Source organism: Tomitella biformata AHU 1821 (assembly GCF_000524475.1).
In the GTDB taxonomy this organism is placed as follows: domain Bacteria; phylum Actinomycetota; class Actinomycetes; order Mycobacteriales; family Mycobacteriaceae; genus Tomitella; species Tomitella biformata.
Genome location: NZ_BAVQ01000003.1, coordinates 87,864 through 106,095, shown reverse-complemented (window position 1 = coordinate 106,095; position 18,232 = coordinate 87,864). Strand labels below are relative to the sequence as shown.

Annotated in this window: 20 protein-coding genes; 12 read left to right on the top strand and 8 right to left on the bottom strand. The window is 70.2% G+C overall.

Annotated elements, in window-relative coordinates:
• Positions 1-152 precede the first annotated feature (152 nt).
• Entirely contained in the window at positions 153-1,109 is a 957-nt protein-coding gene (locus TBIF_RS01480; protein WP_024793113.1) for a hypothetical protein, read from the top strand.
• A gap of 98 nt (positions 1,110-1,207) precedes the next feature.
• On the opposite strand, the gene TBIF_RS01475 is transcribed toward TBIF_RS01480, so the two are convergent.
• Positions 1,208-2,029, bottom strand: coding sequence for a mycofactocin-coupled SDR family oxidoreductase (locus TBIF_RS01475; protein WP_024793112.1), 822 nt, complete (start codon positions 2,027-2,029; stop codon positions 1,208-1,210).
• Positions 2,030-2,174: 145 nt separating this feature from the next.
• Between TBIF_RS01475 and TBIF_RS01470 the strand changes: the two genes are divergently transcribed.
• Positions 2,175-3,137: an esterase/lipase family protein gene (locus TBIF_RS01470; protein WP_024793111.1), complete on the top strand. Its 963-nt coding sequence runs from the start codon at positions 2,175-2,177 to the stop codon at positions 3,135-3,137.
• Positions 3,138-3,165: 28 nt separating this feature from the next.
• On the opposite strand, the gene TBIF_RS01465 is transcribed toward TBIF_RS01470, so the two are convergent.
• On the bottom strand, positions 3,166-4,308 hold the full coding sequence (locus TBIF_RS01465; protein ID WP_024793110.1) for an oxidoreductase: 1,143 nt from the start codon (positions 4,306-4,308) through the stop codon (positions 3,166-3,168).
• Between the two features lie 30 nt (positions 4,309-4,338).
• On the bottom strand, positions 4,339-4,821 hold the full coding sequence (locus TBIF_RS01460) for a nuclear transport factor 2 family protein (RefSeq protein WP_024793109.1): 483 nt from the start codon (positions 4,819-4,821) through the stop codon (positions 4,339-4,341).
• 148 nt (positions 4,822-4,969) lie between these two features.
• Here TBIF_RS01460 and TBIF_RS01455 point away from each other — a divergent pair, with 148 nt between their 5' ends.
• The 3 genes from TBIF_RS01455 to bioD are packed head-to-tail and all read left to right on the top strand — an operon-like array spanning position 4,970 to position 8,085.
• Positions 4,970-6,241 carry an adenosylmethionine--8-amino-7-oxononanoate transaminase gene (locus tag TBIF_RS01455; RefSeq protein ID WP_038169365.1) on the top strand — a complete coding sequence of 424 codons (1,272 nt, stop codon included), beginning with the start codon at positions 4,970-4,972 and terminating at the stop codon, positions 6,239-6,241.
• Positions 6,242-6,277: 36 nt separating this feature from the next.
• Positions 6,278-7,438: an 8-amino-7-oxononanoate synthase gene (locus TBIF_RS01450; RefSeq protein WP_024793107.1), complete on the top strand. Its 1,161-nt coding sequence runs from the start codon at positions 6,278-6,280 to the stop codon at positions 7,436-7,438.
• Entirely contained in the window at positions 7,435-8,085 is a 651-nt protein-coding gene (gene bioD, locus TBIF_RS01445; RefSeq protein ID WP_024793106.1) for a dethiobiotin synthase, read from the top strand. The genes TBIF_RS01450 and bioD overlap by 4 nt, the downstream gene beginning before the upstream one ends.
• A gap of 22 nt (positions 8,086-8,107) precedes the next feature.
• Here the strand turns inward: bioD and TBIF_RS01440 are convergent, their stop codons facing one another.
• The 4 genes from TBIF_RS01440 to TBIF_RS01425 all read right to left on the bottom strand — a co-directional run bounded on the left by TBIF_RS01440 (position 8,108) and on the right by TBIF_RS01425 (position 11,380).
• Positions 8,108-8,764 (bottom strand): IMPACT family protein, encoded by a 657-nt coding sequence (locus TBIF_RS01440; protein ID WP_024793105.1) that lies wholly within the window; start codon positions 8,762-8,764, stop codon positions 8,108-8,110.
• Between the two features lie 14 nt (positions 8,765-8,778).
• Positions 8,779-9,582 (bottom strand): ABC transporter permease, encoded by an 804-nt coding sequence (locus tag TBIF_RS01435; RefSeq protein ID WP_024793104.1) that lies wholly within the window; start codon positions 9,580-9,582, stop codon positions 8,779-8,781.
• Positions 9,579-10,583 carry an ATP-binding cassette domain-containing protein gene (locus TBIF_RS01430; protein ID WP_024793103.1) on the bottom strand — a complete coding sequence of 335 codons (1,005 nt, stop codon included), beginning with the start codon at positions 10,581-10,583 and terminating at the stop codon, positions 9,579-9,581. The genes TBIF_RS01435 and TBIF_RS01430 overlap by 4 nt, the downstream gene beginning before the upstream one ends.
• A 161-nt stretch (positions 10,584-10,744) precedes the next feature.
• Complete coding sequence (locus tag TBIF_RS01425) at positions 10,745-11,380, bottom strand: TetR/AcrR family transcriptional regulator C-terminal domain-containing protein (RefSeq protein ID WP_024793102.1); 636 nt, start codon at positions 11,378-11,380, stop codon at positions 10,745-10,747.
• Positions 11,381-11,506: 126 nt separating this feature from the next.
• Between TBIF_RS01425 and bioB the strand changes: the two genes are divergently transcribed.
• The 4 genes from bioB (at position 11,507) to TBIF_RS25575 (ending at position 13,967) form a co-directional block, all read left to right on the top strand.
• Entirely contained in the window at positions 11,507-12,502 is a 996-nt protein-coding gene (bioB, locus tag TBIF_RS01420; RefSeq protein ID WP_024793101.1) for a biotin synthase BioB, read from the top strand.
• Positions 12,489-12,734, top strand: coding sequence for a biotin synthase auxiliary protein BsaP (gene bsaP / locus TBIF_RS01415; protein ID WP_024793100.1), 246 nt, complete (start codon positions 12,489-12,491; stop codon positions 12,732-12,734). Before bioB ends, bsaP begins: the two co-directional genes overlap by 14 nt.
• 70 nt (positions 12,735-12,804) lie before the next feature.
• Positions 12,805-13,368, top strand: coding sequence for a hypothetical protein (locus TBIF_RS25580; RefSeq protein ID WP_024793099.1), 564 nt, complete (start codon positions 12,805-12,807; stop codon positions 13,366-13,368).
• Complete coding sequence (locus TBIF_RS25575) at positions 13,365-13,967, top strand: DUF2567 domain-containing protein (RefSeq protein ID WP_158506302.1); 603 nt, start codon at positions 13,365-13,367, stop codon at positions 13,965-13,967. The genes TBIF_RS25580 and TBIF_RS25575 overlap by 4 nt, the downstream gene beginning before the upstream one ends.
• On the opposite strand, the gene TBIF_RS01400 is transcribed toward TBIF_RS25575, so the two are convergent.
• Complete coding sequence (locus TBIF_RS01400; protein ID WP_024793097.1) at positions 13,930-14,610, bottom strand: NUDIX hydrolase; 681 nt, start codon at positions 14,608-14,610, stop codon at positions 13,930-13,932. The genes TBIF_RS25575 and TBIF_RS01400 overlap by 38 nt on opposite strands.
• Before the next feature lie 137 nt (positions 14,611-14,747).
• Between TBIF_RS01400 and nadA the strand changes: the two genes are divergently transcribed.
• The 3 genes from nadA to nadC are packed head-to-tail and all read left to right on the top strand — an operon-like array spanning position 14,748 to position 18,231.
• On the top strand, positions 14,748-15,797 hold the full coding sequence (nadA, locus tag TBIF_RS01395; RefSeq protein ID WP_024793096.1) for a quinolinate synthase NadA: 1,050 nt from the start codon (positions 14,748-14,750) through the stop codon (positions 15,795-15,797).
• On the top strand, positions 15,794-17,371 hold the full coding sequence (locus tag TBIF_RS01390) for an L-aspartate oxidase (protein WP_024793095.1): 1,578 nt from the start codon (positions 15,794-15,796) through the stop codon (positions 17,369-17,371). The genes nadA and TBIF_RS01390 overlap by 4 nt, the downstream gene beginning before the upstream one ends.
• Positions 17,371-18,231: a carboxylating nicotinate-nucleotide diphosphorylase gene (gene nadC / locus TBIF_RS01385; RefSeq protein WP_024793094.1), complete on the top strand. Its 861-nt coding sequence runs from the start codon at positions 17,371-17,373 to the stop codon at positions 18,229-18,231. The genes TBIF_RS01390 and nadC overlap by 1 nt, the downstream gene beginning before the upstream one ends.
• Position 18,232: the final 1 nt, after the last annotated feature.

Sequence of the window (18,232 nt, the reverse complement as noted above, 5' to 3'; positions counted from 1 at the left end):
CATGGGCCGCCCGCTCCGTGGGCGGCGGATTGAGGCGATATCGAGTTGGCCCGCCCCGAGGCAGCAGCGCACGGGGCGGCACCTGACACCAGAGAATGTTCGAGGGAGCCCGGCCGCTGCCGCCGGACAGCCTGTCTCCAATGGAGTTTCAGATGAGAATTCCAGTCCTAGCCAAATCGATCGTGGCGGTCAGCGCGATCGCGTTGGTGTGCGGTGGCGCTGTGAGCGCGTGTGGCAGCTCGACAGATTCGACGGCGACGACTACCGCCGCGGCTGCGTCGGGCACCACCACCTCCGGCAGCGCGGCCACGTCCGGCAGCGCCGAGACAGCAAGCCTGCCGACCTTCACGATCACCGCCGATCAGACGACACCGGACGGCAAGATGAGCTACAGCCTCTCGGGCGCCGAGGCGGAGGCCGGTGTGGTGACCGTCGAACTCAAGAACGCCGACACGATGATGCCGCACCAGGCGCAGTTGCTGCGGCTAAACGACGGGGTGACATCCGAGCAGTTCACGGCGGCGATCCTGGGCCCCGAGGGCATCGGCGCCGTGATGCCGCTGGCGACCTTCGCGGGCGGGCCGAACGCGGTGGGGCCGGGCGGCACGTCCAGCGTCATCGCCAACCTAGAGCCGTCATCCACCTACATGGTGATCTGCCAGATCCCCGGGCCGGGCGGGAAACCGCACTACGCGCTGGGCATGATGGGCAGCTTCACCACGTCCACCCAGGCCAACAGCGCGGCAATGCCCACCTCGAGCAACACGGTGGAGCTCTCCGACTTCCGGTTCTCGGAGCCGGCGGCGATCGACTGGAACAAGCCGATGACCGTCACCAACGACGGACCCGAGCCGCATGAGCTGACCGTCCTCGGGGCGGCGCCGGGAAAGACGCTCGACGACGTCAAGGCGGCGCTGGCCAGCGAGCCCGCGGGACAGCCGCCGTATGTGACGATGGGCGGGGTCGCGGCCCTGGCCGACGGGATGTCGCAGGACACGACGCTGACCCTGCAGCCCGGCTCATATCTGCTGGTGTGCTTCGTGGTGGACCCGGCGACGGGGCAACCGCATTACATGCTCGGGATGGAGCAGGAGATCACGGTGAGCTGAACGAGGATGGCTCGGCCCCGGCCCTGTGTGCGGGCCGGGGCCGAGCCCGTCGCGGGTGGCGTCGACCAGGTCCGTCGACGAGTTTCAGCCGCTCAGCACTACCGGTTGCAGTTGCCGAAGTCGACGGGGATCTGCGCGCCGGTGATGTACTTCGCCTCGTCGGAGGAGACCCACAGGACGACGTCCGCGATGTCCTCCGGCTGCGAGATGGCGTAGGGCAGCGAGTTCTGGAAGATCGCGCCCATGGTGTTGGCGTGCGCGGCGAACAGCTGCGGCATGTCGGCGCCCAGATTCATGCCGGTCTCGACGCCCGCGGGGTGCACGGTGTTGACGCGGATCTTGTGCTCGCCGAGCTCGTTCGCCATCGTCTTGGCCAGCCCGGTCACGCCGTGCTTGGAGGCGACGTAGTGGGCGGTGAAGGGCGTGCCCTTGAGGCCGGACACGGAGCTGGTGAACACCAGCGAGCCGCCCTCGCCCTGCTCGATCAGGAACGGGATCGCGGCCTTGGCCGTGTTGAACGTGCCGGTCAGGTTGACGTCGATGGTCTCCTGCCACTGCTCGGCGGTGATCTCCCAGGACATCTTGCCGGAGCAGATGCCGGCGTTCGCGACGACGACGTCCAGGCGGCCGAACAGCGCGATGCCGTCATTGAGCGCGGCGGAGAGGCCGTCGAAGTCACGGACATCGACCTTGGTGGCGGCGATCTTCTGCCCGGTGGCCTCGACCAGGCGGACCGTCTCGGCGAGGTCCGAGTCGGTGGCACCCGGGTAGGAGGTGGAGGTGAACTCCGCGCAGGCGTCGATCGCAATGATGTTCGCGCCCTCGCTCGCGAACTTCAGTGCCTCTGCCCGGCCCTGGCCGCGGGCGGCCCCGGTGATGAACACGACCTTGCCGGCGAAACGCTGCTGCTGTGTGGTCACGTGAGTGCCTTTCAAAGTGGTCAGTTGTTTAGCTCACATTGAAAGCTACCCAACGATCCTGCCAGCGCGCATCGGACATCCCGCATGGCGGGTAACGGCGGCGGTGGGGGTTCCGCCACCGGGCGGATGGGACTACCGTGAATTCATGGCCAGGTGGCAGATCCGCGGGGTGGGCGTTCTGGTGGCCGCCGGATTTTTGGTCCTCGGCCAAGCTATTCCCGCGTCCGGGCAGCCTGCGGCGGATCCTCCCGCGCAGGGTTTGGTCACCGACGGCAGCGTGCCGCCCCCCGGGGCAGACGACTGGGACTGCGAGCCGACGGCCGAGCATCCACGCGCGGTGGTCCTGGTGCACGGCACCTATGGCAACCGGGACAACTGGAACGCGCTGTCGCCGCAGCTGAAGGCGAACGGGTTCTGCGTGTTCGCGCTGAACTACGGCGCGGATCCGTCGAGCCTGGCGGGGGAGCAGAGGGGCTACTTCGGGACCGGTGACATCGCCAAGTCGGCCGGGGAGCTGGCGGCGTTCGTGGACCGGGTTCTCGACGCGACCGGGGCCGCTCAGGTGGATCTGGTGGCGCACTCGCAGGGTGGCCCGATGAGCCGGCAGTACCTGCGCTTTGACGGGGGCGCGGACGCTGCGGACCCGGGGCGCAACAAGGTGCGCACCCTGGTCACCGCCGGGGCGACCAACCACGGCACGACGCTGTCCGGGCTGGGCCTGCTCATCGCGGGGAACCCGGACGCGGAGGCTCTGACGACGCCGGTGGTCTCTCAGGCCGGGGTCCAGCAGCTCGTCGGCAGCGCGTTCATCACCAGGCTCAACGCCGGCGGCGACACCATGCCGGGCGTGCACTACACGGTGATCGCGGACAGCTGGGACCTTGTCTCGACCCCTCCGGAGGCCACGTTCCTGACGGCCGGTCCGGGCGCGATCGTCGACAATGTGTGGCTGCAGAGCGTGTGTCCGCGGGACTCCGTCGACCATGGCGGGCTGCCGTCGGACCCGGGCGTCGCCTTCCTCGCGCTCTCAGCGCTTAGCCCCGGGTACGCGAGCACACACCAGCCGCAGTGCCCGACGCCGACGGCGCTCCCGCTCCCGGGGATCTAGGGCAGGGGGAGCGCCGTCGGGCGGTGTCCTAGGTCAACGAACCCTCGTGCGCCGCACGGTCGAACGCGGGCAGGTCGCCGCCGAGGCGCAGGGTTTCCGCCAGGGCCGGATCTGCCAGGTGCAGGCGGCCGACGGCGATCAGGTCGAACTCGTCGGAGCCCAGGCGTCGCTCCAACTCGTCGCGGTTGTCGACGACAGGGGAGCCGCCCTCGGCGCGGCTATCGCGCAGCGACTTCCCGAGGCCGAAGCTGCCGACGGCCATCGACACGGCACCGGTGAGCTCTTTCGCCCAGCCGGCGAGCGAGAGGTCGCTGCCCTCGAAGGCAGGGAGGTCGAAGCGGCGGATGCTGGCGTCGAGCACGTCCACGCCGGCGTCGACCAGCGCGTTCAGCAGAATGCCGAGGTCCTCGGGGGTCTCCGCGATCTTCGCGGTGAAGTCCTGCTGCTTGTGCTGGGAGAAACGGTAGATGATCGGCAGCTCGTCGCCGATGGCCTCGCGGATCGCGCGCACGACGGCGGCCGGGAACGCGGCGCGCTTCTCGATGGTGCCGCCCCACGCGTCGTCGCGGCGGTTGGTGTCGGCCCACATGAACGAGTCCAGCAGGTAGCCGTGGCCGCCGTGCAGCGCGATGCCGTCGAAGCCGACCTCCTTCGCGGCCTTGGCGGAGCGGGCGAATGCGGCGATGACGTCCTGGATGTCCTGCTCGGTCATCGGCTCGGTGTCGGGCAGCTGGCGTGCGACGAGCTTGTCCGGGTAGGACGTGACGCCGGGGGTGCCCCAGCGGCCCGAGGGGCGCATGGGCTTGAGCGCCGGGTCGACGCGCTTCATCGCGCCCCACAGCGGGCCGACGTGCCAGAGCTGCGGCACGATCTTGCCGCCGGCCGCGTGCACGTCGTCGACGACCTTGCGCCAGCCCGCGAGGGCTGCCTCGCCGTACATCGTGGGCACGTTGTCGTTGTCCACGGACATGGGGTGGTCGATCGTCACGCCCTCGGTGACGATCAGGCCGGTGCCGCCCTCGGCGCGCCGGCGGTAGTAGTCCGCGACGTCCTGCCCGGGCACGCCGCCGGTCGAGTGGGAGCGGGTCATGGGGGACATGACCAGGCGGTTCTTCAGCTCGAGCGAGCGCACCTGCAGCGGCCGGAAGAGCGCGGAGTCAGAATTTGTCACGTTGTCCTCAACAGTGTCGAAGGGAGGGGTTTAGGAGCCTGCGGCGAGCAGGGCGACGGCCTCAGGGCGGCCGTCGAGCACGCGGCTGATGCGGCGCTCGCACTTCCACTCGCCATTGATCTTGCGCATCTCCCAGCGGTTCGCGGTCACGCGCAGAACGGTGTAACCGTCGGCCTCGGGGTTCTTGAGGATCAGCTGGGATTTGCAGGTGGCCACGGCGGTGTCGCCGTCGATCTTCACGTAGCCGGGCTCGAGGATGTGCCCACAGCCGCCGCGGATGTAGCCCTGGTGGGCGTCGGAGTGCACCATCTTGATGATCTCCGCGTGCCCGCTGAACACGGCGACGTCGACGTCGTAGACCCCGTCCTCGGTCCACACCTTCGCGACGGCGTCGGCGCTGCCGCTGTCGATGGCGGGGCCGTAGGACGTCATGAGCTCGAGGATGGCGAGCTTGTCCTCCAGCAGCGTCACGCGGTCGGCGAGTTCGCGCACGAGGGCGGCGGTGTCTGACATGGGGGCTCCTTCGAGGGGCAGGGGTATCTGGACCAGTTCGCCACCTTCCCGCCGCGAGTGCCGTGGATGGTCTCACTCACTGAGAGCCAGCCGAGGGATGGGCTCTGCCGAGAAGATGTCCAGTGGCGCTAGGGTCGGCCGTGTGAAAATGACGGCAGCAGAAATCTCCGAGATCGATGCCGAGCACATCTGGCACCCCTACGGCGCGTTCCCCGCGACGACGGCGCCACTGGTGGTCGAGAGCGCGTCCGGCACGCGGCTGCGGCTGGCAGACGGGCGCGAGCTGGTCGACGGCATGGGGTCCTGGTGGGCCGCCATCCACGGCTACGGCCACCCCGTCCTCGACGCGGCGGCCACCGCGCAGCTCGCCAAGATGAGCCACGTGATGTTCGGCGGGCTCACCCACGAGCCGGCGGCCCGGCTGGCCCAACTACTTGTCGAGATCGCGCCGGCCGGGCTGGACAAGGTGTTCTTCGCGGACTCCGGCTCGGTGGCGGTGGAGGTCGCGATCAAGACGGCGCTGCAGTACTGGCGCTCGGCGGGCCGGCCCGGCAAGAGCCGCCTGCTGACCTGGCGCGGCGGCTACCACGGGGACACGTTCGCGCCGATGAGCGTGTGCGACCCCGACGGCGGCATGCACGCGCTGTGGACCGACGTGCTGGCCAAGCAGCTGTTCGCCCCGATTCCGCCCAGCGAGTACGACGAGGCATATGTGGCCGAGCTCGAGGCGCTGGTGACCGCGCACGCCGATGAGCTCGCCGCCATCATCGTGGAGCCGCTGGTGCAGGGCGCGGGCGGCATGCGCTTCCACGACGCGCGCTATCTCACGGCCCTGCGCCGGATGTGCGATCAGCACGGCGTGCTGCTGATCTTCGACGAGATCGCCACCGGCTTCGGCCGCACTGGCGAGCTGTTCGCCGCCGACCACGCCGGGCTGAGCCCCGACATCATGTGCGTGGGCAAGGCGCTGACCGGCGGCTACCTGACCCTGGCCGCGACGCTGTGCACCGGCGAGATCGCCGAGGCCATCAGCGCGGGGGAGGCGGGCGGATTGATGCACGGACCCACCTTCATGGCGAACCCTCTGGCCTGCGCGGTGGGGGTGGCGTCGCTCGAGCTGTTGTTGGCCCGGGATTGGCGCGGGGAGATCGCCGCGCTGACGGCCGGACTGGAGCGGGGATTGGCGCCGGCGCGGGAGCTTGCGAACGTCGTCGACGTGCGGGTGCTCGGCGGCATCGGGGTCATCGAGCTGGACCGGCCCGTGGACATGGCCACGGCCACCGACGCGGCCGTCGGCGCCGGGGTGTGGCTGCGGCCCTTCCGTCAATTGGTCTACGCGATGCCCCCGTACATCTGCACGGCGGCGGACATCGCGGCGATCACGGCGGGGATGGTGGCGGCCGCGGCCAGCCAGGCGTGACGCATACCCCGACTTGAACGACGTTCAAGTCGGGGTATCGTCCCAGGGGTGAATACCGCATTGGACTGGCTAGACGACCTCGCGACGGATCGCCGTGCCGCCGGACTGCACCGTGAGTTGCGACCGCGCGCAGCCGCCGACCAGCTGATCGACCTCGCGTCCAACGACTACCTCGGATTAGTCCGGCACCCCGACGTGCTCGACGGCGCCGTGGCGGCGCTGCGACGATGGGGTGCCGGCGCCACCGGGTCGAGGCTGGTCACGGGCACCACCGCAGAGCATGAGCTGCTCGAGCGCGAGCTTGGGGAATTCACCGGCGCGGAGTCCGGGCTGGTGTTCTCCTCCGGCTACACGGCCAACCTCGGCGTCGTGACGGCCCTCGCCGGCGCGGACACCCTGATCGTCTCCGACGCGGGCAGCCACGCCTCGCTCGTCGACGCCTGCCGCCTCGCCCGGGCACGGGTGGTGGTCGCTCCCCACGCAGATGTCGAGTTCATCGGCGAGGCGCTTGCCGGGCGGACCGAGCGGCGGGCAATCGTCGTGACGGATTCCGTGTTCAGCGCCGACGGCGACCTCGCGCCGCTGCGCGCGCTGCACCAGGTGTGCCGCGAGCACGGCGCGGTGCTGGTGGTCGACGAGGCGCACGGTATCGGGGTGCGCGGACTCGGCGGACGCGGCCTGGTCCACGAGGTCGGGCTCGCCGGCCAGCCGGATGTGGTGATCACCGCGACCCTGTCCAAGGCCCTCGCCAGCCAGGGCGGCGTGGTGCTCGCGCCGGAGCGGGTGCGCGCGCACCTGATCGACTCGGCGCGCACCTTTATCTTCGACACCGGGCTAGCCCCCGCCGCGGTGGGCGCCGCCCGAGCCGCCCTCGACGTCCTGCGCCGCGAGCCGCAGCGGGCCGACGCGGTCCTCGAGCGCGCCGCGGACCTCGCCGCCATCGCCGGCGTGCCGGAGCCGTCCTCGGCCGTCGTGTCTGTGATCCTCGGCGAGCCGCAGCGGGCCTTCGACGCGGCCACCCGCTGCCGGGAGTTGGGCGTGCACGTCGGCTGCTTCCGGCCGCCCTCGGTCCCCGCGGGCACCTCGCGGCTGCGCCTGACTGCCCGCGCGAACCTCGGCGCGGCCGAGCTGGCACATATCGAGACGGTGCTGACCGGGGTATTGGGCGACGTGGTGGTGGGTGGGGTGCCCGCGTGAGCATCGTGCTGATCACTGGCACCTCCACCGACGTCGGCAAGACGATCGCCACCGCGGCGCTGGCCTGCCGACCGGGCCCGGTCGCCGTGTGCAAGCCCGCCCAGACGGGGCTGTTGCCCGGCGAGCCGGGGGACCTGGCGGTGATCGAGCGGCTTGCGGAACCCGCCGTGGCCCTCGAGCTGGCCCGCTATCCCGATCCGCTGGCCCCCGACACCGCGGCGGGTCGGGCCGGGCTGCCGCTCCTCGAACTCGGCCCGGTGGCGGCGGCGATCCGCGCGCTCGACGCCGCGCACGAGCTGACCCTGGTGGAGGGCGCCGGGGGAGTGCTGGTGCGGTTAGGCGAGGGCGGATTCACGCTCCTTGACCTGGCCCGGGAGCTGGATGCGCCGATGCTCGTGGTCGCAGCCGCCGGGCTGGGCACGCTCAACCACACGGAGTTGACGGTCGCCGCCATCGAGGCCGCGGGGGTGCGCTGCGCGGGGATCGTCATCGGCACCTGGCCCGAGCGCCCGGGGCTGGCGGCCCGGTGCAATCTCGGCGACCTGGCGCGGATCGCCCCAGTGCTGGGCAGGCTGCCGGCGGGCGCGGGGGGGCTAAGCCGGTCGGAGTTCGCTGCGGCCGCACCGGGCTGGATCACTGGGCTCTAACTTCCCAGGCAATCTGAACCACCTATCCGTCGACCCACACCTGCCCTAGCTCGACGACCTCGGCGCTGCCTGCGGTCAGGCCCGCGATCTGGTCGAGAAAGCGGGGCCACGCCGCCACCGGCACCGCCACCTCGATCGTGGCGTCGGCGGTTGCTGAATCTGCGGCGTAGGCGACGCCGGCGACGACGACGCCGGCGACGACGACGCCGGCTGCGCGCAGCTCGTTCTCGAGCTTGCCCGCGGACATCGGCTCGATCGCCACCGCCGCGCGCACGGATAGCTGCCGGGTGCGGGTTCCAGCCTCGTCGAGGGCTCCGGCCACCGCGTCGGAGTACGCCCGGACCAAGCCGCCCGTGCCGAGCTTGACTCCGCCGAAATATCTCGTGACGACGGCGACAACATCGCTGACGGGGCGGGAAGTGAGCACCTCCAGCATCGGCAGCCCAGCGGTCCCGGACGGCTCGCCATCGTCGCTCGAGCGGGCGATCTGGGCGCCCGGGCCCAGCGCGAACGCCGTGCAGTTGTGGTTCGCGGTGCGATGCTCCCGCCGCGTCTGCTCAATCACCGCTCGCGCCGCCGCCTCGTCCTCGACCCGCCGCAGCCGGGTCAGGAACCGCGACTTGCGGATCGTGACCTCGACATCGACCGGCGCGGCGAGGATCTGATAGCTGGCAATCATGACTGTTTGGTGAGTTAGCGGTTGGTGCGCTTGTACTGGCGGATCGACAGCGGCATGAAGATCGCCAGGATGATGACCACCCAGATCAGCGTGTAGGCGATGGGGTTCTGCAGCGACCACACGTCGGGCACGGCGGCCGCCGGGTTGGTGTTGCCGAACAGCTCACGCACGGCCTGCGTGGCCGCGGACACCGGGTTCCACTCCACGAATGTCTTGAGCCCGGCGGGGAAGGACTCCACGGGCACGAACGCGTTGGAGATAAACGTCAGCGGCATGATCACGATGAACGACGCGTTGTTGATCACGTCGACGCTGGGCACGATCAGCCCCACCCACGCCATGATCCAGCTGAACGCGTACGCGAACAGCAGTAGGAGGGCGAACCCGGCGATGGCGTCCAGCACGGAGCTGCGGATGCGCCAGCCGACGAGCAGGCCGGTCAGCGCCATGATGATGATGGAGAGCACGTTGTAGACGATGTCGGAGACCGTGCGCCCGATGAGCACGGCGGAGCGCGACATCGGCAGTGAGCGGAACCTGTCGATGATGCCCTTCTGCATGTCCTCGGCCAGGCCCGCCCCCGTGAAGGTCGCGCCGAAGACGACCGTCTGGACGAAGATGCCGCCGATGAGGAACTCGCGGTAGTTGACGCCGGCGCCGGGGTCGATCGCGCCGCCGAAGACGAACGCGAACAGCAGCACGAACATGATCGGGGAGATCATGATGAACACGAGCACCTCGGGCACGCGCTTGATCTTGATCAGATTGCGTTTGGCGATCACCGCGCTGTCGGAGAAGGTGCGGGTCAGGGTCATCATCGGGGGGCCTTCGCTTCCGTCGTGCCGGCAGGGCCGTTGGCGTTGTCGGCATCTTCGGCCTTTTCCGTGGCATGCCCGGTCAGGGTCAGGAAAACATCGTCGAGGGTGGGCCGACGCAGCCCGATATCGGAGACCGCGATCTTCTCGGCGTCGAGCTGGCGCAGCGCGTCCATCAGCGAGGCCGCGCCCTCGACGGCGGGCACGGACAATTCCCGAGAGTCCTCGTCGACCTGCGCGGTGCCCCCGGAGACGGTCTCCAGCACGCGGCGGGCCGCGCCGAGGTGGGCCGGGTCCGCCACCACCAGTTCGATGCGGTCCGCGCCGAACTGGTCCTTGAGCTGGTCGGCGGTGCCGTGGGCGATGGACGTGCCCTGGTCGATCACGACGATGTCGTCGGCCAGGCGGTCCGCCTCCTCCAGGTACTGCGTGGTGAGTAGGACGGTGGAGCCGTCGCGGACGAGGTCCCGGATGACGGCCCACATCTCGTTGCGGCTGCGCGGGTCCAGGCCCGTCGTCGGCTCGTCGAGGATGAGCACCGGCGGGGCGGCGACGAGTGCGGCGGCGAGGTCGAGGCGGCGGCGCATGCCGCCGGAATAGGTCTTCGACGGGCGGTTGCCCGCGTCGGACAGGGAGAACATCTCGAGCAGCTCGGTGGCGCGGGCACGGGATCGGGCGCGGTTGAACCCGTACAGCCGGCCGACCATGTCCAGATTCTCGAAGCCGGTCAAGTACTCGTCGACGGCGGCGTTCTGCCCGGAGAGCCCGAGCCGGGAGCGTGCCTTGTCCGGCTCTGCAAGGACATCTACCCCGGCGATCTCGACGGTGCCCTCATCGGGGATCAGCAGGGTGGAGATGATCCGGACTGCAGTGGTCTTGCCAGCCCCGTTCGGGCCGAGCAGGCCCAAGACGGTGCCCTCGGGGACGCTTAGGTCGATTCCGCCGAGCGCGGTGACGCTCTTATAGCGCTTGATCAGGCCGCGGGCGCTAATCATGTCGGACATGGATTGTTCCTTCTCCTTGAGAAGGCGGGACAGCCCAGGGCGCGAAGGGCCGGCACGCCCCGAAAAGTGGACGGCAGAAGTGTATCGCCCAGATCGGACAATTATCGGGCTGCGAGCGAATTCGGCACGTATCCCGATCGGCTTGCGGCAACTAGCCGCGGTCAGACGTGGGTGGCCGTGGCCTGCAGCCGGGCCCAGATGCCGTCGATGAACAGGTCGAGGCCGAAGTCGAAGCGCACAGAGGGGTCGCCGTCGAGCAGGTCCGCGTCGGCGCCGGTGTCGGTGGGGGGTGCGGCCTCAGCGTCAGGCGAGATGGGGGCGCGGGTTAGGGCGCCCGCCTCCTCCATCTGCGCGCGGGACTGCTCGTCGACGGTGTGCCCCAGCACGTAGTACAGCAGGGCGTAGGCCGCGAGCTCCGCATGCGGGCCGGACAGCCCGGCGCCGATGCCGGTGCGCACCAGGGACTCGCGGACTGTGCTGGTGGTCAACCGCGACGCGAAGGCGGCGCTGACCAGCTCTGCGCCGTCGCGGTGGGTCAGCAGCGCGGCGCGCAGCCGATGCGCCAGCTCGTCGAAGGCAAGGTCCCAGGCCAGGGCCTCAGCGGGGGCCTCGACGCCGTCGAGGATCGTGTCCACCATCGCGCCGAGCAGCGTCTGCTTATTGGGGAAGTGCCAGTACAGGGCTCCCGGTTGCACGCCGAGGGAGGTGGCGAGGCGGCGCATCGTGAGGTCGGCCAGGCCGTACTCGCCGAGGATGTTCAGGGCGCCAGCCAGTACATCTGCGCGGCGGAGCTGCATTGCTGGACTCCTTCGGATTTCTCTGGGGGGTGGCTTTGACAGTATCGCACCACCTCTCTAGCCTGAACACTGTTCAACTTGAACGACGTTCAAGAGTGTCCTCAGCCAGCCATTCAGGAGACCACAGTGACCGATATTCTCGACCTCGCACGCGAGCAGGTGCTCGACGGCGGCGTCGCGCTGGACCAGGCCCAGACCCTGCAGGTGCTGCAGCTCGGCGACGACCGGCTAGACGAGCTCCTGGCGCTGGCCCACGAGGTGCGGATGAAGTGGAACGGCCCCGACGTGGAGGTCGAGGGCATCATCAGCCTCAAGACGGGGGGCTGCCCGGAGGACTGCCACTTCTGCTCGCAATCCGGACTGTTCACGTCGCCAGTACGCTCCGCGTGGCTCGACATTCCGAACCTCGTCGAGGCCGCGAAGCAGACGGCCAAGAGCGGTGCCACGGAGTTCTGCATCGTCGCTGCCGTCCGCGGGCCCGACGCGCGGTTGCTCGCCCAGGTCGCCGCTGGCATCGAGGCCATCCGAAGCGAGGTCGACATCCAGATCGCCTGCTCGCTCGGCATGCTCACCCAGGAGCAGGTCGACCAGCTCGCCGCGATGGGCGTGCACCGCTACAACCACAACCTCGAGACCGCGCGCTCGCACTTCCCGAACGTCGTCACCACCCACACCTGGGAGGAGCGGCGCTCCACTCTCGAGATGGTGCGGGCCGCCGGTATGGAGGTCTGCTCCGGCGGCATCCTCGGCATGGGGGAGAGCCTCGAGCAGCGGGCGGAGTTCGCCGCGAATCTCGCGGAGCTGAACCCGCACGAGGTGCCGCTGAACTTCCTCAACCCGCGGCCGGGCACGCCGTTCGGCGATCTTGAGGTGCTGCCGGCCACCGAGGCGCTGCGCGCCGTCGCGGCCTTCCGCCTGGCGCTGCCGCGCACGATGCTCCGCTTCGCCGGCGGCAGCGAGATCACGCTCGGCGACCTTGGCGCGAAGAAGGGCATCCTCGGTGGCATCAACGCTGTCATCGTGGGCAACTACCTGACGACGCTGGGCCGGCCCGTCGAGACCGACCTCGACCTGCTCGTGGAGCTGCAGATGCCGATCAAGGCGCTCAATGCGACTCTCTGACGCAGGCGGCCCCCTGGACGAGGAGCTGCTGGAGTTCAACCTCTACACCGGCCTCCCGCTCGCCGACGCGGACGGCTCCGCGATGCCGACCGCGGCGCAACTGGGCCTCGAGCCGCCCCGCTACTGCGGAGTGTGCGGGCGGCGCATGGTGGTGCAGGTCGAGCCCAACAGCTGGTGGGCCCGCTGCTCCCGCCACGGGGTCGTGGACGCGGTGGATCTCGAACGCCGCTAAGGGATTCCGATTCGCCCAACTGATCCGCAGATCCCGAATCGGCCCGTCAACCTGCGTTAGGCTGGCGGCCATGAGCAACAGGTATCCCGATGACGGGGATCGGCACACCCAGGCCTACAGTCAGGACCAGTGGCAACAGCCCCAGGCGCCGGGTCAGCAGGCTCCGCGCCCGCAGGCCCCGCGGCAGGCGCCGCCGCAGAACACCGTGGTGGTCAACAACCAGCAGTTCATCGCCGGCGTCCTGGCGACGGCGTTGGTGGCGGCGGTCGGCGGCTTCGTCGTCGCCGCCATCATCAAGGCGCTCTACACCAACAACACGGACAACCAGTTCGGCACAATCTGGGGCGGCGCGCCACAGGACGTGTGGATGACGGCGCTGATCGGCGGCGTCGGCGCGCTGGTCGCGGGCGGTCTGCTGTGGGTGTTTCTCACTCTGACGCCGTCACCGATGACGTTCTTCCAGTGGATCGTCGGGCTGTGCGTGTTCGCCGCGGTGGTGCTGCCCTTCCTCAACAGCGGGAGTTGGCAGGGCGCGCTGATCACTGGGCTCGTCAACGCGTTCCTGGGCGCCCTGGTTATCTCGCTGCTCACCACGGTCGGCCGCAAGACCGCGCACTTCCCATCGCAGCGGTGACCAGGCGCGATCATGCGCGGGCCGTCGTTGCCGTTGTGGGGGCCTCGATCCTCGTCGGAGTCCTCGGCGGGGTGGTGTGGGCGCTGATCGCGCCCGGCCAGCGACTGTATGTGGACGAGGGCTCGCGCCTGCTGTCGATGGATCTGGACAGCAACAACGTGTTCGTCGCCATCGCGATATTCGTGCTCGTCAGCGCCCTCGCGGGGGTGCTGTGCGGTGCCGCGGCGTGGGCCTGGCGCTCCGCCCGCGGCCCGGCGATGGGGCTGGCTGTGATGGCCGGTGGGCTGGTCGGCGCCTGGCTGGCCGCACTGGTCGGCGGCTGGGTCGCCAGCGCCCGGTGGGATTGGCCCGGCGGCGGGGGCCTCGCCGACCTGGTCGGGCAGGTGGTAGTTCGGCCGCCCACGATCTCCCTGTGGGTGGCGCTGATGGGGCAGGCGCTCGCCGCCGGCCTCGTTTATCTGTTCGCCGCGGGACTCACCGCGGAGAGCGATCTGGGCGTGCCAGCGGGCAAGGTCGCGGAGCGGCGGCAGCCGGTGCGGGATCCCGCACCTAGGCCAGGGTCTAGGTCGGGGGGCGCAGCACCGCGAACTCGTCGGTGACGCGCAGCCGGAATTCGGTGAACCGGAACAGCGCGGCGGGCCGGCCGCCGGAGCGGCCCGAGGGCGCGGTGTCGCCGGTGGCCTGGATGACCTTGCGCCGGAGCAGGATCCGCTGCAGGTTCGTCGCGTCGACGGGGTGTCCAAGCGCCTCTCCGCAGATCTCCCGCAGCGTGGACATCGTGAACTCCGCGGGGGCCAGCGCGAACGCGATGTTGGTGTAGGACAGCTTCGCGGCCAGCCGCTTGCGCGCGTGCCGCACCACCACGCCGTGGTCGAAGCTCATCTCCGGCAACTCCGCGACCGCGTGCCAGGCGGTGTCCTGCGGCAACTGCGGGTCCGAGGGGGAGGGGACCAGCCCGAGAAAGGTCGACGCGATGGTGCGCGGCCCCGGGATGCGGTGCGGATCGCTGAACACCGAGAGCTGCTCCAGGTGGGCGAGCTCGCGCACATCGACCTTCTCCGCCAGCTGGCGGGTCGCCGACGTGGGCAGATCCTCGTCCGGGCCCAGCAGTCCGCCAGGCAGGGACCAGGTCCCGTGCTGGGGATCCATCGCCCGCTGCCATAGCAATACGGATAGTTGTCCGTCACGGATTTGGAATACCGCCACGAGTACCTCGTGGAGGGTGGTGTTATCATGGGGCACGTTTTCGATCCTAAGTCGGAAACCCTGGCTGGTCCAATCGACACCGGGCCGCCACCCACAGCCAACGTGTCCGCCGGTTCACCGACCGCGGGCGCACATCCGATGCCCCCCGGGCATCTTCGGTGAGGAGAACTGCCATGGCGACCACGACGACGACGTCCGAGTTCGCATCAGAGTTGGCCACCAACATCTTCGACGGCCCTGGCGGCTGGCAGGGTGTCGAGGCGACCCCGGAGTGGGCGGCCGAGGTCAAGAGACTGGCGAAGGCCCGCAACGCGGTGATCCTGGCCCACAATTACCAGCTGCCGGCCATCCAGGACATCGCGGACCATGTCGGCGACTCCCTCGCGCTGGCCCGCGCGGCCGCTGAGGCCGGCGAGCAGACGATCATCTTCTGCGGCGTCCACTTCATGGCGGAGTCCGCGAAGATCCTCAGCCCCGAGAAGACGGTGCTCATCCCCGACGCGCGCGCCGGCTGCTCTCTCGCCGACTCGATCACCGCCGACGACCTGCGCGCGTGGAAGGCCGAGTTCCCCGACGCGGCCGTCGTCTCCTACGTCAACACCACCGCCGAGGTGAAGGCGCTCACCGACATCTGCTGCACCTCGTCCAACGCCGTCGACGTCGTCAACTCCATCGACCCGGACCGCGAGGTGCTGTTCCTGCCGGACCAGTTCCTCGGCGCCCACGTCAAGCGCGTCACCGGCCGCACCAACATGCAGATCTGGGCGGGCGAGTGCCACGTGCACGCTGGCATCAACGGCCAGGACCTCACCGAGCAGGTCGACGCGAACCCCGACGCCGAGCTGTTCGTGCACCCCGAGTGCGGCTGCGCCACCTCCGCGCTCTATCTGGCCGGCGAGGGCATCGTGCCGGCCGACCGCGTGCAGATCCTCTCCACTGGCGGCATGCTCGAGCAGGCCACCAAGACGGACGCCAAGAAGGTCCTGGTCGCCACCGAGATCGGCATGCTCTACCAGCTGCGCAAGGCCGCGCCGGACGTCGACTTCCAGCCCGTGAACAGTCGCGCGTCGTGCCCCTACATGAAGATGATCACCCCCGCGGCGCTGCTGCGCGCGCTGGTGGAGGGCACCGACGAGGTCGACGTGCGCCCGGAGATCATCGAGGCTGCTCGCGGCTCCGTCGAGCGGATGATCCAGTTCGGGACATCCGGCGGCGGCGAGTGAGCGGACCCACACCGCACATCGACTGGGAGTCACACGCGGACCTCGTGGTCGTCGGTGGTGGGGTGGCCGGACTAACGGCGGCGCGCGTCGCCGCCAAGGCCGGGCTCGCCGTCCTGACCTTGAGCAAGGGCGGCCCGGCGGACACGGCCACGCAGTATGCGCAGGGCGGTATCGCCGTAGTGCGGGCTGGACTCGGGCATGACTCCGTGAACTCCCACATCGCCGACACCTGTGCGGCTGGCGTGGGCCTGTGCGAGGAGCCCGCGGTGCGCTCGATCGTCGCCGACGGCGAGCGCGCGCTGTTCATGCTCACCGAACTCGGCGCCGAGTTCGACCGCGGCCCCGACGGCGCCCTGGACAGCACCCGCGAGGGCGGCCACTCCGAGCGCCGCATCATCCACGCCGGCGGCGACGCGACGGGCGCGGAGGTCCAGCGCGCGCTCGGCTCGGCCGGCGTCCCGGTGATCTTCGACGCCGCAGTGCTGCGGGTGCTGACCGACGCGTCGGGGGTGACCGGCGTGCTCGCGCGCACCGCGGAGGGCCTCGGTGTGGTGCATGCGCCGTCGGTGCTGATCGCGACGGGCGGGCTCGGCCAGCTCTACACCTGCAGCACCAATCCCGAGGGTGCGACGGCCGACGGCATCGCGTTGGCCCTCGACGCCGGCGCGACCGTCGCGGACATGGAGTTCGTCCAGTTCCATCCGACGGTGCTGTTCGCCGCGGGCGGCCTCGGCCGCCGGCCGCTGATCAGCGAGGCCGTGCGGGGCGAGGGCGCTATCCTCGTCGACGCCGACGGCAGGTCCGTCACCGCAGGTGTGCACCCGATGGGGGACCTCGCGCCGCGGGACGTCGTCTCTCGGGCCATCGCCTCCCGGCTGCGCGAGTCCGGTGCGGACCACGTCTATCTCGACGCCCGTGCGCTGCCCGGCTTCTCGGCGCGGTTCCCGACGATCACCGCGTCCTGCGCGGCGGTCGGCCTCGACCCGTCGGCCGACCTGATCCCGGTCGCGCCCGCGGCGCACTACGCGTGCGGTGGCGTCGTGACCGACGTGCACGGGCGCACGATCGTGCCGGGCCTGCTGGCCGCGGGCGAGGTGGCGCGCACCGGGCTGCACGGCGCGAACAGGCTCGCGTCGAACAGCCTCCTCGAGGGACTGGTCGTGGGCGACCGAGCCGGCCAGGTCGCCGTCGAGCGGGCGCGGCTGAACGTCGAGGCCACCGAGGTTGAGCTGCGGCAGGCGCAGACTGTGCCTCGCACGCTGCTGCAAGCCCTCATGACGGCACACGCGTCCGTGGTGCGCGACGGTGCCGGATTAGCCAGCGCCGCAGCGGCTCTCGGGAGCGAGAGCGCGTCGGTCACACCATCCGCCGGGGCCGCCTACGAGGACGCGGCGCTCACGCTGGCCGCGTCCGCGGTGTTGATTGCCGCCGCTCTGCGGACCGAGAGCCGCGGCTGCCACACCCGCCTTGACCACCCCGACTCGGACCCGCGCTGGGCAGACAGCATCGAGCTGAGCCTGGGCCCGGACGGGCGACTGCGAACCCCCGAACTAGAACCCGTAGGAGCCCGCTGATGGCACTGGACCCGTCGATCGACCGCGCCGAGACCCTTACGCTGATTCGCTTGGCACTGGACGAGGACCTGCGCTACGGCGCAGACATCACCTCCGCGGCCACGGTCCCCGCCGACGCGCGGGGCGAGGCGGCGATGGTCAGCCGCGAACACGGTGTCGTCGCAGGCCTGGACGTGGGGCTGCTGGTGCTTGACGAGGTCATCGGCGCCGGGAACTACGAGGTGCTCGAACGGGCCGCGGACGGGACCGTCGTCGCGCCGGGCGACGTCGTCTTGCGCCTGCAGGCCCCCACCCGGGGCATGCTCACCGCGGAGCGCACGATGCTCAACCTCGTGTGCCACCTCTCCGGCATCGCCACCGCCACCGCGGAGTGGGTCGACGCGGTCGATGGCACCAAGTGCGAGATCCGGGACAGCCGCAAGACCCTGCCCGGGCTGCGTGGGCTGCAGAAGTACGCGGTGCGGGCCGGCGGCGGCGTGAACCATCGGATGGGCCTGGGCGATCAGGCGCTGATCAAGGACAACCACGTGGTGGCCGCGGGCTCCGTCGTCGCCGCTCTGCAGGCCGTGCGCGATCAGTACCCGGGGGTGGAGTGCGAGGTCGAGGTGGATAGCCTCGAGCAGCTCGACGCGGTCCTGGCCGAGCGGGCTGAGCTGGTGCTACTGGACAACTTCCCGGTGTGGCAGACACAGATCGCGGTGCAGCGGCGCGATAAGGTCTCGCCCGGCACGCGACTGGAGTCCTCCGGCGGGCTGTCCCTGGCCGACGCCGCCGACTACGCGGGCACCGGCGTCGACTACCTGGCCGTGGGCGCGTTGACACATTCGGTGGAAGTCCTAGATCTGGGCCTCGATATGTGAT